The 15,355-nt window shown below is 60.9% G+C and carries 13 protein-coding genes and 1 pseudogene; 4 read left to right on the top strand and 10 right to left on the bottom strand.

All coding sequences use genetic code 11. From position 1 onward, the window contains the following. Nucleotides 1-2: 2 nt before the first annotated feature. From J4D25_RS15120 to J4D25_RS15110, 3 genes are all read right to left on the bottom strand, one after another. Nucleotides 3-1,394 carry an aldehyde dehydrogenase family protein gene (locus tag J4D25_RS15120; protein WP_057714227.1) on the bottom strand — a complete coding sequence of 464 codons (1,392 nt, stop codon included), beginning with the start codon at nucleotides 1,392-1,394 and terminating at the stop codon, nucleotides 3-5. Between the two features lie 7 nt (nucleotides 1,395-1,401). Continuing rightward, nucleotides 1,402-2,775 (bottom strand): glutamine synthetase family protein, encoded by a 1,374-nt coding sequence (locus tag J4D25_RS15115; protein ID WP_057714228.1) that lies wholly within the window; start codon nucleotides 2,773-2,775, stop codon nucleotides 1,402-1,404. Nucleotides 2,776-3,020: 245 nt separating this feature from the next. Continuing rightward, nucleotides 3,021-4,610: a winged helix-turn-helix domain-containing tetratricopeptide repeat protein gene (locus J4D25_RS15110; protein ID WP_057716589.1), complete on the bottom strand. Its 1,590-nt coding sequence runs from the start codon at nucleotides 4,608-4,610 to the stop codon at nucleotides 3,021-3,023. A 259-nt stretch (nucleotides 4,611-4,869) separates the two neighbouring features. Here J4D25_RS15110 and J4D25_RS15105 point away from each other — a divergent pair, with 259 nt between their 5' ends. From J4D25_RS15105 to J4D25_RS15090, 4 genes are all read left to right on the top strand, one after another. Further along, complete coding sequence (locus J4D25_RS15105) at nucleotides 4,870-5,622, top strand: SDR family oxidoreductase (protein ID WP_057714229.1); 753 nt, start codon at nucleotides 4,870-4,872, stop codon at nucleotides 5,620-5,622. A gap of 44 nt (nucleotides 5,623-5,666) precedes the next feature. After that, the gene (locus tag J4D25_RS15100) at nucleotides 5,667-6,080 is read left to right on the top strand and encodes a cupin domain-containing protein (protein WP_057714230.1); all 414 of its coding nucleotides are present in this window, start codon (nucleotides 5,667-5,669) and stop codon (nucleotides 6,078-6,080) included. A gap of 95 nt (nucleotides 6,081-6,175) precedes the next feature. Next, nucleotides 6,176-7,273, top strand: coding sequence for an HlyD family secretion protein (locus J4D25_RS15095; RefSeq protein ID WP_057714231.1), 1,098 nt, complete (start codon nucleotides 6,176-6,178; stop codon nucleotides 7,271-7,273). After that, on the top strand, nucleotides 7,270-8,862 hold the full coding sequence (locus tag J4D25_RS15090) for a DHA2 family efflux MFS transporter permease subunit (RefSeq protein ID WP_057714232.1): 1,593 nt from the start codon (nucleotides 7,270-7,272) through the stop codon (nucleotides 8,860-8,862). Before J4D25_RS15095 ends, J4D25_RS15090 begins: the two co-directional genes overlap by 4 nt. A 257-nt stretch (nucleotides 8,863-9,119) precedes the next feature. Here J4D25_RS15090 and J4D25_RS15085 read toward each other — a convergent pair. The 7 genes and pseudogenes from J4D25_RS15085 to J4D25_RS15060 form a co-directional block, all read right to left on the bottom strand. Continuing rightward, nucleotides 9,120-9,356: pseudogene (locus tag J4D25_RS15085) on the bottom strand (hypothetical protein); the annotation flags it as partial. A 236-nt stretch (nucleotides 9,357-9,592) separates the two neighbouring features. Further along, nucleotides 9,593-10,285, bottom strand: a complete 693-nt coding sequence (locus tag J4D25_RS15080) for an RES family NAD+ phosphorylase (protein ID WP_057714234.1) — start codon at nucleotides 10,283-10,285, stop codon at nucleotides 9,593-9,595. Beyond that, the gene (locus J4D25_RS15075) at nucleotides 10,279-10,683 is read right to left on the bottom strand and encodes an antitoxin Xre-like helix-turn-helix domain-containing protein (RefSeq protein WP_057714235.1); all 405 of its coding nucleotides are present in this window, start codon (nucleotides 10,681-10,683) and stop codon (nucleotides 10,279-10,281) included. Before J4D25_RS15075 ends, J4D25_RS15080 begins: the two co-directional genes overlap by 7 nt. 97 nt (nucleotides 10,684-10,780) lie before the next feature. After that, nucleotides 10,781-12,277, bottom strand: a complete 1,497-nt coding sequence (locus tag J4D25_RS27175) for a methyl-accepting chemotaxis protein (RefSeq protein ID WP_057714236.1) — start codon at nucleotides 12,275-12,277, stop codon at nucleotides 10,781-10,783. Nucleotides 12,278-12,572: 295 nt separating this feature from the next. Continuing rightward, nucleotides 12,573-12,707 carry a hypothetical protein gene (locus J4D25_RS27035; protein ID WP_256355847.1) on the bottom strand — a complete coding sequence of 45 codons (135 nt, stop codon included), beginning with the start codon at nucleotides 12,705-12,707 and terminating at the stop codon, nucleotides 12,573-12,575. Nucleotides 12,708-12,744: 37 nt separating this feature from the next. Then, on the bottom strand, nucleotides 12,745-12,975 hold the full coding sequence (locus J4D25_RS15065; RefSeq protein ID WP_057714237.1) for a hypothetical protein: 231 nt from the start codon (nucleotides 12,973-12,975) through the stop codon (nucleotides 12,745-12,747). A 253-nt stretch (nucleotides 12,976-13,228) separates the two neighbouring features. Further along, nucleotides 13,229-15,316 (bottom strand): TonB-dependent siderophore receptor, encoded by a 2,088-nt coding sequence (locus J4D25_RS15060; protein ID WP_241781129.1) that lies wholly within the window; start codon nucleotides 15,314-15,316, stop codon nucleotides 13,229-13,231. Between the last annotated feature and the right edge of the window lie 39 nt (nucleotides 15,317-15,355).

Below are 15,355 nucleotides of genomic sequence, written 5' to 3'. Positions count from 1 at the left end.
GTCTACACCTCGTGACGCAGATGAAAGGATTTGGCCCGGGTCAGGTGCTCGTAGCCCAATGGCGACAGGGTGACGCCGCGACCGCTGTTCTTCACGCCGGTCCAGGCCAATGCCGGGTCCAGGTAATCGCAGCGGTTCATGAACACCGTGCCGGTGGCGATCTCGTTGCCCAGGCGTTCGGCTGCTGCGAGGTCCCGGGTCCAGATGGAAGCGCTGAGCCCGAACTCACTGTCATTCATCAAGGTGATGGCTTCTTCATCGCTGGCCACCGGCATGATGCCGACCACCGGGCCAAAGCTTTCGTCGCGCATGACCGACATTTCATGGTTAACGTCCACCAGCACTTGCGGTGCCAGGTAGGCGCTGCCCGGCACGTCGGCGGGAAAGGACTTCGGATCGATCAGCGCTTTGGCGCCCTGGGCCAGCGCATCGGCAATCTGGCCGCGAACGAAGAATGCGGCGCCCGGTGTCACCAGCGGACCGAGGGTGGTGGCTTCATCCAGTGGGTTGCCCAGCACGTACTGGCGGGTCAGTTCGGCGAAGCGCTCGACAAACACCGGGTAGATTTTCTGGTCGACGTAGATGCGTTCCACGGCGCAGCAACTCTGCCCGGAATTGAAGAAACTGCCGTCCACCAGATTTTCCACCGCCTGTTCAAGGTTGGCGTCTGCCCGGACATAGGCCGGGTCTTTGCCGCCGAGCTCCAGGCCCATACCGAGAAATTGTCCGCTGGCGACGCTTTCCATGACTTTTCCAGCCTCCACGGAACCGGTGAAGTTCACTTGCTGCACGCGCCCGCAAGCAATGATCGCCCCGGTCGACACATGGTCGAGCAGCAGATTCTGGAACAACCCCTCGGGCAGTTTTGCGCGACGCATGGCCTCGGCGAAACGCTCGCCCACCAGCAGCGTTTGCGAAGCATGCTTGAGGATCACGCTGTTGCCGGCCATCAGCGCCGGGATAATCGTGTTCACCGCCGTCAGATAGGGGTAATTCCACGGAGCGACCACCAGCACCGTGCCCAGCGGCTCGCGTTTGATATAGCGACGAAATCCCGCGACAGGCTCGGGCTCTACCCGGTCAAGGACTTGCGGTGCGATAGCGATCATGTGCCGGGCGCGTTCGGCGAAACCGCGCAGTTCGCCGGCGCCATAACGCACCGGGCGGCCCATTTGCCAGGCAAGCTCCGGCACGATGTCGGCCTGCATCGACAGCATTGCGTCCACCGCGGCAGTGCAAAACGCCGCGCGTTCGCTCAGTGAGCGGCGTTGCCATGCCGCCTGTGCGCTGGCAGCGGCCGTCAGCGCCTGCTCGATCTGCGCCGCATCGGCCACCTCGCGTTCGGCGTACACCCGGCCATCGACCGGGGAGATCAATTGAACCTTCGCAGTCATGATGTTCTCAATAGCGCTCGAAGCCGCGCTGCAGTTCCCAGTCGGTGATACGCCGGTCGTACTCTTTCTGCTCCCACTCGGCGGTGTGCACGTAATGGTCGACCACCTCATCGCCGAACGCCTTGCGCAACATGCCGGAGGTCTTGAGTGCGGCGCTCGCTTCGCGCAGTGTCTTGGACACTTCCGGCAAATGCTCATCCAGGTAGGCGTCGCCTTCGAACGGCGGCGCCAGATCGAGCTTCTCGTCGATACCGGCCAGGCCCGCCGCGATCAGCGCGGCGAAGGCCAGATAGGGGTTGAGATCGGCACCGCCGATGCGGCATTCGATGCGGATGGCCTTGCTGCCTTCGGCACACAGGCGAAAGCCGGCGGTGCGATTGTCGCGGCTCCAGACCGCCCGCGTCGGCGCAAAAGTGCCAGCCTGGAAGCGCTTGTAGGAATTGATGTAGGGCGCGAGAAAACAGGTGATGTCGTTGGCGTACTTGAGCTGGCCGGCGACCCAGGAACGCATCAGTTTCGACATGCCGAATTCGGCTTTCGCGTCGAAGAACAGCGGCTTCTTGGCGTTCTTGTCCCACAGCGAATTATGGATGTGACTGCTGGAGCCGGCAGCGTCGTAGCGCCACTTGGCCATGAAGGTGATCGCCTTGCCCTGCAATTGCGCGATCTCTTTGCAGGCGTGCTTGATGATGACGTGGTGGTCGGCCATGGTCAGGGCGTCGGCGTAGCGGATGTTGATCTCTTCCTGGCCCGGGCCCCATTCACCCTTGGAGTTTTCCACGGGAATGCCCGAGGCCTGCAAGTGCTTGCGAATCGCCCGCAGCACCGGCTCTTCGCGGGTGGTCTGGAGGATGTTGTAGTCTTCGATGTAATGGCCGGCGGTTTTCGGTTTGTGATAGTTGCGCTTGTGGATCGCCTCGTAACTCTCATCGAACAGATAGAACTCGAGCTCCGAGGCAAACATGCCGGTGTAACCACGCTCGCGAAGGCGCTCGACCTGTTTTTTCAGAATCGCCCTTGGGCTGTGGGGCAGGTCCTGGCGATGGTGATGATCGAGCACGTCGCACAGCACCAGCGCCGTGCACTCAAGCCAGGGCACGCGCCGCAGGGTGGACATGTCGGGCTTGAGCACGAAATCGCCGTAACCCTTGCTCCAACTGGCCGCGGCGTAACCCGGCACCGGCTCCATGTCGATGTCATCGGCCAGCAGGTAGTTGCAGCAGTGGGTTTCTTCGTGGCCGCTGTCGATGAAAAACTCGACCTGGAACCGCTTGCCGACCAGGCGTCCCTGCATGTCGACCATGCAGACCAGTACGGTATCGATTTCGCCGGCAGCCGCGGCGCGCTTGAGTGCATCAAAGCTGAGGAGGGGCTCTGTCATCACGGCAATCCTGCGTGAAAGGTTTGGGCCAGTCTGGGATAGCTGTTGCAGACGCTCTCCAGAAAAACCCAAAACCTGCAGAACCGAGCATCATGAGCAACGAGTTGCTCAAAGCTTAGCCTACCGTTGCAATTGTAGGAGCGAGCTTGCTCGCGATGGATTTGAAGACACCGCGACTAATCAGAAAACCCGCGTCATCGTTGACGACCATCGCGAGCAAGCTCGCTCCTACAGGGTGGTCGTCTTCACTCCGGTAGCCCGGCCAGCCGCAGTCCATCGACGAAACGGGCGAAATCCTCAGGCCGTTGAATGGGCAGCCAGTCCTTGAGGGTGCACAGACGCAAAGAAGGATCCAGCTTTTGCAGACGCTGCATCGCCAGATTCGCTTTTTCCATTCGACCGCCGAGCGCATCACTGGCCGCCACCAGCGCCGCCGCGACCAGCAGACTGGGCAGGTTACCCAGGGCCTTTTCCGCCCACTGCGCAGCGGCATCGAAGTGCCCGGCGAAGAAATGCGCGAGCGCCATCCCCACCTGCATCCTGAACATTTCCGGATCCAGCGGACTCAAGCGAACGGCATGGTTCAAATGCTCGATGGCGGCGTCTGTTTCACCGTGCAGTGCCCGCAGGATACCGCCCAGAAACCAGGCGGGGGCGAGGTTGGGATTGAGCAGGCACGCCCTGTCGAGCAGCGCAATGCCGCCGTCGACTTCGCCGGCGAGATGAGCAAGCGCATGTCCGCCCCGGGTCAACGCGACGGCATCGTCGCGGCCGAGGGTCACCGCCAGACGCGCCAGGCGTATGCCCTCGGCGATTTCTGCGGGTCGATCGCTCATCCAGCCATTGAGCTTGCGCCAGAAGTGGCACCAGGCGGCCATGCCATAGGCCGAAGCGAATTCCGCATCGAGTTCGATGGCCTGGTAGAACATCGGCAGCGCCTGCTCGATGGCTTCGCGGCTGCCGCTGTGCAGTTTTGCCATGGCCCGCAGGTAGTAGTCGTAGGCGTCCAGGCTTTCCGTCGGCTTGCGCTTGGCGCGTTCGATTTCTGCCCGCTCCAGTTGCGGCGCGATGGCACCGACGACGCTTTCGGTGATTTGGTCCTGCAGCTCGAAGAGGTCGTCGAGCAGGCCTTCGAAGCGCTCCGCCCAGATATGCGTCCCGCTTGTCGCGTCGATCAGTTGCCCGGTAATGCGCAGCCGGTTCCCGCACTTGCGCACGCTGCCTTCGAGCACATAGCGCACGCCCAGTTCCTGGCCGACGCCCTGGGCGTCCACGACCTGGCCCTTGTAGGTGAAGCTCGAATTGCGCGCAATGACGAACAGCCAGCGGATACGCGACAGGGCCGCGATGATGTCCTCCACGACGCCATCGGCGAAATACTCCTGCTCCGGATCACCGCTCAGGTTCTGGAAGGGCAGGACGGTGATCGAGGGTTTGTCCGGCAGGACGAGCGTAGGGGAGGGGATTTGTTTCGGGGCAGCGCTTGCGCGTTCGTCGATGTCAGACTGTGGTGTTTGCCCGCTCAAGTCGTCGTTGATCCGACCAACGAAGCGGTAGCCCTTGCGGGGGACGGTGCGCACCAGGCGCTGCTCCTCACCGGTATCACCAACGGCCTTGCGCACCGCATTGATGTGGCTGGTGATCGTCGATTCCGAAACGATCCGGTCGCCCCACACCGCCTTGAGCAACTCGTCCTTGCTGACGACGCGGTCGGGATTGTTGACGAACAGCAGCAACAGATCGAAAACCTGCGGTCCGACGGCCACGATTTGCCCGCGCAGGGTCAGCTCCCGGCGCTCCTGATCGAGTACGTAGTCTTCAAACGTGAATGGCAAATTGAGCATCCCCTGGCGAAGCGCCCTCAACTCCGTGTCCCAGGCGGCTGTCGGTTGGTAACTGAGGCAGATGATACGGCAGCTCGACACCCGCTGCACCGTCTGCGGCAAGGGCGGCTGGACGAACGTCAATGGCTTTGGACATAAAACCAAGCACTCGCCAAGGCAAACCCAAGCCCGGCGCAAGGACTTGCCTGGTGCGCGCAGGCACTCTTTCTACACCGACGCAATGGTTGCAGTCGACAAGTGGAGAAAAGTCATGAAGATCGTCGTCATCGGAGGCTCCGGCCTCATCGGATCGAAACTTGTGAACACCCTGCGCGAGCGCGGCCATGATGCGCTCGCCGCCAGCCCCAGCACGGGCGTGAACAGCATCACCCGCGAAGGCCTGGCCGAAGCGATGGATGGTGCTGATGTGGTGGTCGACGTGGCGAACGCACCGTCGTGGGAGGACCAGGCAGTTCTCGATTTCTTTGAAACGTCGAGCCGTAACCTGCTGGCCGCCGAAGCCGCTGCCGGGGTTCGTCATCACGTAGCCCTGTCGATTGTCGGCAGCGAACGGCTTCCCGATACCGGCTATTTCCGGGCCAAGGTCGCGCAGGAAGCCCTTATCAAGGCATCCGGCGTTCCTTACACCATTCTACGTGCCACGCAGTTCTCCGAGTTTGCCGGCGGCATTGTCCAGTCGTTCGCCGTTGGCGAGGAAATTCATGCTTCGCCGGCGCTGATCCAGCCGATAGCGTCCGACGACGTGGTAGCGGCGCTGGCCGATGTCGTGCTGGCAGCACCGGTCAATGGCACCGTTGAAGTCGGTGGCCCGGAAACCATGCCGATCGACGAACTGGCCAGGCGTTATCTGCGGGCGACCCAGGACAACCGCAAGGTCGTGCCGGATGTACATGCCCGTTACTTCGGCGCCGTGCTCGACGATCAATCGCTGGTCACCGGCAAGAACGCACGCCTGGGGGCGATCCGCTTCGACGACTGGCTGGCCCGGTCGATGGCGCAGTAACGGATCGCACCCGCACATTTCCCTACGAATCCAGGAGAAATCCCATGGTTACCCGATTGCTAATGGCCGCTGTCTTCGCGGCGCTCTCGATCAGCGCCGCAACAGCCGCCGAGCCGCCCCCCGGCAAGGTGACGGTGGTGTTCGACCGTCCCATTCCCAACATCCCTGGCAAGAGCATGAGGGGCGTGGTCGTCGAGTATGGGCCGGGTGCCGCATCGCCGGCCCACACCCATCCGAAAACGGCCTTCATCTATGCAACGGTCCTGGAGGGTTCGTTTCGCATCCAGGTCAAAGGCGAGCCGGAAAAGATCTACAACGTCGGCGAAAACTTCGTAGAGGAACCGGGCTCCGTGCACCTGGTCAGCGCCAACGCCAGTGACACCCAACCTGCACGCCTGTTGGCGGTGTTCGTCCTCGACACCGAGGAAAAGGTACTCGTGACACCGATCAAACAGTGAGCCGATCACGCGCTCATGAAGGCTCGACCGCCGGGCGGCAGACCCTGTCGCCCAGTGGCTGAGTCAGTTCTTGGCACTGAACAGGAAATGAAAAAATGAACTCGCTCCTGGACAAGGCCGCCATTGCCACCAGCGCAAGTAGCGGCACGCCTGTGGTCGTGGTGCGGCGAAGCAAGCGCAAGACCATCGGCCTGTTGCTGTGCGTCGCGGCCTTGATGGTCGTGGCGGTTTGGGGAGCCATGGCGTTTTCAAGTGGCGTGACCTCGACCGACAACGCGTATGTCCGCGGGGACGTCACCTCGCTGGCCGCCAAGGTCGCGGGCTATGTCACGGCGGTGGAGGTTCGGGACAACCAGGCCGTGCGTGCCGGTGATGTGCTGTTTCGAATCGATGACCGCGACTACCGCGCCAAACTTGCGCAAGCCGAGGCCAATGTCAGCGCCGCCCAGGCGCGCCTGACCCATGTCGACGCACAGATCCAGCTCCAGCATGCGCTGATCAGGCAGGCCGAAGCGCAAAGGCGCTCAGCCTCCGCCGACATGAGCCTGGCGGCCAAGACCCACGACCGCAGCCGCAAACTGATCGTCAGCAATGCGGTGAGCCAGGCCCTGGTCGATGAAACCGGCACCGCGCAATCCAGAGCCGCGGCCTCGGTTTCGGCCGCTTCGGCAACGGTCGAGGCGCAACAGCAGCGCATCACGGTGTTTGTAGCCGAGCGCGAGGCTGCCGTGGCCGCTGTGAGCCAGGCAGAGGCCGCACGTGATCTCGCCCGGATCGATCTCGAGCACACCGTGGTACACGCACCTGTGGATGGCGTGGTCGGTAACCGTCAGGTTCGCCTCGGTCGTTTCGTCACACCGGGCGTATCCCTGCTCGATATCGTGCCGGTCAACGATGTGTGGATCGTGGCGAACTTCAAGGAAACTCAACTGGAACATATTCGCCCCGGTCAGCCGGTGCGCGTCACGGTCGATGGCTACCCCGATGCGGCACTCGATGGCGTGGTCGACAGCTTTGCACCAGGCAGTGGCTCGGCGTTCAGCCTGCTGCCGCCCGACAACGCCACCGGGAACTTTGTGCGTGTCGTGCAGCGCGTCCCGGTGAAGATCCGCCTGGCTGAAAACCCCCTGCCGGGGCGCATCGTGCCGGGCCTGTCCGCGCGGGTGGAAGTTGCACAAGGGGCAGGCTCATGAGCCGCGTTGCCTGCGCCACGCCGAGCAGCGCCAGGACAATGAACGGCGTCCTGCTCATGGTGGGCATCGTGCTGGCGACGTTGACGGAAGCGATCGCCAGCACCGTGCTGGCCCTCGGTCGCGGCGACATCATCGGCGACACCTATGCCACGCCTGACGAGTTCGCCTGGCTGGATGTCGGCTACATCGCGTTCAAGCTGATCGGGTTCATGCTCGCCCCTTGGCTGATGCAGCGATTTTCTGCGCGCAACGTGATCATCGGCGCCACCCTGGTCATGGGCCTGGCGTGCTGCGTGGCTGCCGTTACCGCCTGGCTGGAACTGCTGATCGCATTACGCATCCTGCAAGGCTTCGCGGGAGGTGCTTTGCTGGTGGCGGGCCAGGCGATCATCTTTCGCGGCTATCGGCGCGCGCTTCAGCCGATCCTGCAAGCCCTGTTCGCCATGGCGGCGGTGGTCGCGTCGGCGACCCTCGCGCCAGCCCTGCAAGGGTGGTTGATCGACAGCCAGTCCTGGACCTGGATTTTCTTCAGCGTGGTGCCGCTGGCCCTGGCGGCGACCGGCCTCTTGCTCATCGCCGACCACCCCATGCCCGCCAGGGTCCGGCAACATTCGTTCGACTGGCTCGGGTTCTCGCTGCTCTCTGCGGCCCTGTTCTGTTTCACCTACGTGCTCAGCCAGGGCAGCCGCTGGGACTGGTTCGAGGAACCGCGCATCCTGGCACTGACGGTGATCGGTGCCGCCGCGCTGCTGGCCTTTCTCGGTCAACAGGTGTTGGCCAACGGCCAGGGGTTGCTCGATTTCAGCCTGTTCAAAACAAGCGATTTCACCTTTGCCTTTATCGTCAGTTTCGTCGCCGGTGCCGCCCTGTTCGGCAGCGCCTACCTGATCCCGGCGTTCGCCCTGTCGGTACTCGCGTTCACGCCGACCGATGCCGGCCTGCTCCTGTTGCCCAGTGGCGGTTTTTTTGTCGGTTCGCTGCTCATCGCCGCCTATCTGTTCAGCGTGCGTCGCGTGCCGCCGGTGGCGACCGTGCCGTTGGGTATCCTGCTGATCATGGGGGCGATGTGGATGCTGTCCGGCTCCAACAGCGAAAGCGGCACCGACGACATGATGGCGGCCATCCTGTTGCGCGGCCTGGGCCTTGGTTTCCTGTTTCTGTCGATCACGCTGATTGCTTTCAGCCACCTCAACAGCCGCAACCTGGCCAGCGGCATCGGCCTGTTCAACACAGGGCGCCAGTTGGGAGGCTTGATGGGCGTCGCCGGGCTGCAGACCTTGATTGACCATCAGGTTGTCAGCAATGGCGTGGTCCTCGGCGCCAACGTCACCCCAGGGGGACACGCGGTCATCGAACGGCTGATGACCACAACCGCGATGCTGGCAGGGAAGGGCATGGATCAGGTGGCCGCTGGCCGGGCAACCACGAGCCTGCTGGGCAAGGCGGTATCAGGTCAGGCCACGGTGATTGCTTTCGATACGGCGTTCTTCGCCGTGGCCCTGCTGTTCGTCTTTGCCGCGCCCGTGCTAGTCGGCATCAAGATTGGCCTCTCGCGATCCGCGAAAGTGCATGACCTACAAACGAATTGATAACCCGCACGAAAAAGCCCGGCTGTTGAAGCCTGATGCTGTTCAGTTAAAAGAACGATCCCCTGTAGGAGCGAGTTTGCTCGCGATGGTCGTTAACGATGCCGCGTGTTTACTGACTAAACGCAGCGCTCTTGAGTCCATCGCGAGCAAGCTCGCTCCTACAGTGAGTGGATCATTCTCGCTTGATTGAGCAGCATCAGGCTGTTGAGGCCGGGCTTTTCGTTGAGTCTTGCGGTAAAGCACTGCATTCAGACAGCGCGGCTTTCGATCAGACGGTCGGAACCACCTTCGGCAACACGTTTTTCCAGCAGGCGATCCGAACCACCTTCGGCCACACGATTCTCGATCAAACGATCCGAACCACCCTCGGCCACACGGCTTTCAATCAGACGATCCGAGCCGCCTTCAGCGACCACAGGTTGAGCAGGGTTTGCGGCGAAAGCGTTAACTGCGAAAACCGAGAAAGCGATGCTGAGGAGGGTTTGGCGTTTCATGATGGTGTGCTCCGGGGTGCTTATGGGTTGGTATGGAGCAGATGTTACGCCGGGGATTTTTTAAGAGAACTTCATTGAAATGATGGTGACTATCGATGCGCTCAATGGATCGCAGATCCCTGTGGGAGCGAGCTTGCTCGCGATGGCAATTTCACGTTCAACATATGTGTCGATTGACACACAGCAATCGCGAGCAAGCTCGCTCCCACAGGTATTCATGTGCCTGACAACGGGGCTCAAGCCTCACTGATCTGACTGACACTGGTGATCTGCCCATTCCAGACCATCTCGTAATGCGCCGTCTGCACAATCGACGAAACCGGCCTCGGCGTCATCAACGCCCAGCAATGACTGCCCGGCATCCGCACCGAGTGATAACGCAAACCGGGGCAACCGGCATCGCGCACCGCCTGCCCCAACACACGGGAGTGGCTGTAGTCGTCCGGCGCATACACCGGATCGCTCATCGGCAGGGCCGTGGCGTCCTTCATCCCGCCATCGCCAAATGCACAGGCCAATCCACGAAACACAAAGCGCTCATAGTTCAGGCTCGGAACCCTCGACCAATACAGCGCCTGGTGATGTCGCACCTCGGCCAGCGCCGCGTCCATCGACTCCGCCAAGTACAACACCCCAAAACGGCCATCGCTGAAACGCGAGCCCGCCGGGTTGACGTGGGTAAACGGCGCAATGGCGTAGGAGCAACCCGGAATGCCGAACGGGATCTCGCGGCGCGCAATCAACTCCAGCTGACCCACCTCATTCTTCAACCGCGGATTGGTCAGCGCCTGAATCTCGAACAACACCTCGAACTCAGCCGCATCCGCCACATCATCAAACAACGCAATGGGCGGAAACTTCGAATTGACCAGGCGATAAGCCTGCAACGACTGACCGGCAAACACCGCCAGCTCACTCGCCATCACCATTGCGCACCCCGCAGCATGTCGATGCGGCGGAAGGTTTCGTACAGCGAAATCATGTCGCCCTGGGCCATGATCTCCAGCGGCGAACGCCCGTTGAAAAACTCGTTGTCATTGGCCATCGAGGCAAAGCCGTACACGTTATCCGGGTTGTCGAACACCAGCCGCAACGTCGCGTGAATGTTCAACACAAAACTGATGCGCTGCATCTGGTCCGCATCCAGCGCCACCGCCCAGTCCGGGTCTCGCTGCCGGGCGCGGGTGTAGGTGCTTCGGGAAATACGCAGGATGCGACAGGCCTGATCACTGGTGGCCTTCCACTTTTCCAGAATGCTCACGGCGGCACGCAGGCCGGTGACGCATTGGTTTTTGCTGAAGGATTGGGGTTGCAGGGGGACGGCCATGATCAATACCTATCTTGACTCCATAGACTCAAAGATAGGTTTGTTGAGTCTGTAGAGCAAATCGGTTCGACCAACGGAAAACTTCTCCCGTCGAGCATCATTGATGAAACGTCCGCCCCAACGCATCCAGCCGGATCGCAATGGGCGGCAAGCGCCGACTGCTCAGCGCCAGTGTCTCCACATCATCCGCCGTGTTTTGCGCAATGCTCTGCACCGACTGCAAACGCCCGACAATCTCGAAACTCGCCGTGGACTGTTCGCGGGTCGTCGTGACGATCCGCCCATTGAGCTCATCGATCTGCGAGATGTCGCTGCCGACGGCCTGCAACATCGCCGCGGCCACCTGACTGTCCTCGACGCAGCGCACTACACCTTCGCGGCTGTCCTGCATGGCCTCGACGGCTTTGCGGCTGCCTTGCTGCAAGGCCTCGATGATGGTGCGGATTTCCTTGGTGGACACCGCCGTACGCTGCGCCAGGCTGCGCACCTCATCGGCCACCACCGCAAAGCCCCGGCCTTGCTCGCCGGCGCGCGCCGCTTCAATCGCGGCGTTGAGCGCCAGCAAGTTGGTCTGCTCGGCAATGCTGCTGATCACCTCCAGCACCGTACCGATCTGCTGCGCCTGCCAGGCCAGTACCTGCACGGTCTGGTTGGTGCCTTCCAGGCGTGAGGCCAGTTGAGTGATTTCCTGCCGCGCACGGTTCACGCTTTCCTGGCCGCGAGTGACTTGCGCGCTGGCCTGGCCGGCATGGACAACGGCATGCTCGACATGCACCACGATGTGCTCCATCGCATCGCCCATGCGCTGCATCGACCCGGTCATCTGCGCGATTTCCGTCAACTGATGCTTGGCGCCTTTCTCCAGCGTGTTACTGGCCTTGGCCAACTCCTGACCCAACTGACCCAAACCCTGAGAGTCACGCACCACGCCGTCCACCAAGGCGGTGATCTGCATCAAAAACTGATCGAAGCGCTGTGCCAGCGACACATGCACTCGCGCCTTGTCACCCTGGCCGGCACCCGCGGTGAACTGGGATGTGGTAGCGAGCATCTTGTCCAGCATGTCCTGGCTCTCCACCGCATCGGCCTGGCTGTGCACCGCCAGATAGAGCAGCGCGACCGTCTCCATCACCACATAAAAAGCGTGAACGAACACCATCGTCCAGCCACCGTGATGGGCCATCACAAACACCGGAAAACCCTGATGCTGCAGCGCATGAAACACCACGTGATGCAGCGCAATCGTCACCGCCGCCACCAGAATCGGCAGCCAGTCCCGATAAAACGTCAACACCGCCAACAACGCAAAAATCCCGAAGTGCGACTCAATGACCCCCTCGGCCTGATTGATATGCAACGCCGCCATCACCATCAAACCCAGGCCCAGCAGACAACGCATCAACCGCGTTCCGCCGATGGCGCGATACAACAACGTCAACAACACACTGGTGCCGCCGCCCACCAGCAGCGCCTGCTTCAACGTGTCGTGCCAGAACGCCAGGCCGATAGCGAACGCGAACATCAGCCAGATCAGGCCCAGCATGATGCGGTCGGCTTTGCGGTAGTGGTCGAGGAAACGAGGGGGGAAGGGCATGTACGCTTACTCCATGTAAATGAGCCAGAAAAAGCAGGGTTTATGGCAACACGGGACATCGCGAAGGCTTGGGTACGTTAAGGGGCAGACGTTTTCAGAGTCAGGGATGCGAATCTGTTGGCGGCATGGTCGAGCTGTATTTGAGATGCCGTGGAGAGCGTAGCCTTTGGCCATCATTCTAGGCAGCTACGACGTCGCTCGTGGAAAACAATGTCCGATATAGAGGCAAGTAATGCTGAAGTGACGGGGGAGTGCGACAGACTCCGTTGCAAAGCCTGTCGTACACCCGAGGCAATTACGACTTCTTCGGTGGATAGTTACCACGCAAGCCACCGGACTTGTTGCCGGTTTTGCTCGGCAGGTTCGGCACCAGCGGACGGGATCTGGGCTGGGGGTTGGAGCGGCTTTGGGGTTGCGGTTGTTTGCTCATGTTCGCCTCCTGATTTTTCAGGGATTCGCGAAGTGGTTTACTGATGAAGTTTAGCTAATTGACTGTCGGTCGCTTCGTTTAGCACTTCCGCATATTTATGGCCGTAGAAATGCGTAGCCCGCCCCCGACCGCGACCCGCGCTACTCTGCTGCCGTTCGGCATCGGTGCCGCCCTGGCACTGATAATCTTTGCCGCCGCCGCCATAGTCGTCCGACTGCTCTAGTCTCTTGTCTTCAGCCCTGATGGCTGGGGCGTCTTGTTGATTCATGCGAATTGAATCGAGCAGACGAAAAAAAGCCCGCGATGGGGAGAGCGGGCTGGAAATCACAAAGGAGCTGGATCCACCGTATGCCAATGGATGTGAAAATACTGTGATGGATGGCTGATTACTTGCTCGCGCAGAAATCGGGATTTCGTCTGGCGAATGTCATTTTGGAAGTTGCTCGCAGGCAAATCGTCAAGCGCTGCAAGGCTCGGCGCTGTTCCTGACCAATCTGGTGCGAGCTTGGGTTTGCGCTGCCTTAGAAGCGATACTTCGCCGAAGCTGTGATGCTGCGCGGCGCACCATATGTGAGGGCACCATAGGCATCGAAGATGTCGAAGTACTTCTCGTCGGTGACATTGTCGGCATTCACCTGTGCCGAGAGGTTTTCGGTGATCTCGTAGCGAGCCATCAGGTTGACCAGGGCATAGGCATCCTGCTGGATCTTCTCGGAGTTGCCTGCCGGGTTGATGGCGTAGGTGTAGATCGAGTCCTGCCAGTTAACCCCGCCGCCAATGGTCAGCTTGTTGAAAGCACCGGGCAGACGGTAGGTGGTAAAGGTACGCAGCAGCTTGGTCGGGTACAGGGTGTTTACGTCGTCGCCCTTGGCATCTTCGGCGGTGAACTGGGTGTAGCCCACTGTTGCATTCCAATCGGTCGCGAGCTCGCCGGACACTTCCAGCTCGAAGCCCTTGCTGGTTGCGCCTTCACTGGCCTCGTAGGCGTAACCGCCGACGGGGTTCGAAGGATCGATCAGCACGCCGGTGCTTTGACCCAGATTATCCTGCTTGATCTGGAAAATCGCAGCGGAGGCGTTCAAACGGCCACCGAAGTACTCACCCTTCAAACCGATTTCACTGCTCTGGCCAACGATGGGCTCCAATTGCTGGCCACTGCTGTCGCGTACCGACTGCGGCAGGAAGATTTCGGTGTAGCTGGCATAGGCCGAGAGGTTATCGGTGAGGTCGTAGACGACGCCTGCATAAGGGGTAAGTTCGTGATCGACATCGATCTTGCTCACCTCCGAGTAGATGTCATCGCTGGTCTTCTCGTACCAGCTCTCACGTGCACCAAGAATCACTTTCAAATCGTCGGTCACATTCAAGCGAGTGGCGGCGTAAAGCCCTTTCTGCCGGGTTTCGCTGTAGCCGTAGTCTGTCCGCGGGCCCCAGATCGGTTCCGGGAAATCGCCGTTATAGGCATCGAAGTTGGCAACACCGTCAAAGCCGGTTTGCGCATTGAGTGCATCGGCATCGAATTTCTGCTTGCTGTCTACATAACCGAAGGCCGCTTCATGCTCACGGCCCAACAGCGAGAACGGGCCATTGAAGCGGATGCCGTAGTCGTCCTGGGTGGTCTTGGTCTTGTAGGTCGCCGGGAACGAAGACATACCGGCACTACCGTTCTGGCCTGGATTGCCAGAGAGGTACAGCAGGGAAGAGTCGCCGGTTCGCTCGCCACGGTTGTAGCTGAGGTTGACTTGCCAGTCGTTGGCGAAGGTGTGATCGAGATTGACGAAGTAGGTATCGTAGGTGGTGTCCCACTTGCTCCATTTGGCGGAGGTTGTCTTCGAGCGGCTCCAGTTTGTGCGGCTACCGTCTGCGTACCAGACCGGCAGGCCGCCCCACATCGGCGAGTCGGCGTTGTTTTCCTGGTGGCTCAAGCCGAACCACAGCGTGGTGTCGGGTGTCAGGTCGATATCCATCGTGCCGTAGAGCGTCTGGCGCTTGTTGGAGTTCATGTCGATCCAGGTATCGCCTTCGTTGGTTTCCCCGACCAGCCGCGCGCGAATGGTGCCTTCCTCATTCAACGCCGTGGACACATCGGCCTCGACGCCATAGGTGTCCCATGTGCCGGCGCTCAGTTCTACTGACCCCTTCAAGTCAGTGCTGTAGGCGCGCTTGCGTACCATGTTGATGGATGCGGAAGGGTCGCCCGCGCCGGTCATCAAGCCGTTGGCGCCACGGACCACTTCAACGCGGTCGTACATGGCCAGGCTGCTGAAAACCTCCCCCGAACTCCAAGGCTGCTCAAAGATGGTAGGTACACCGTCGATCATCAGCGAGTTGAGCTCAAAGCCGCGGGCGTTGAACTGTGCCCGGCTGGTCTCGTAGCGGTTGACCGACACACCCGTGGCATTGTTGACCACATCGAGGATCGTACGCAGATCCTGGTCCTGAATGCGCTGTTGGGTGACGACACTGACCGACTGCGGGGTTTCGCGCAGTGACATGCTCAACGGTGTCGCCGTGCGCGCAGCGTCAGTGGTGTAAGAGTGGGTGTCTTCGGTGACGCCGGTTCGCGCTTGAGTGGCGGTCTCCGTGATAGCGATAGGCGCCAGGGTCAAAGAACTTTCAGTCTCACTCTGATCAGCCTGTTCCGCCGC

It is taken from the genome of Pseudomonas sp. GW456-L13, from assembly GCF_017350115.1.
GTDB classification, from domain to species: Bacteria; Pseudomonadota; Gammaproteobacteria; order Pseudomonadales; family Pseudomonadaceae; genus Aquipseudomonas; species Aquipseudomonas jessenii.
Note: the sequence above shows the minus strand (reverse complement) of the source record. Positions and strands in the feature narration are given on the sequence as shown.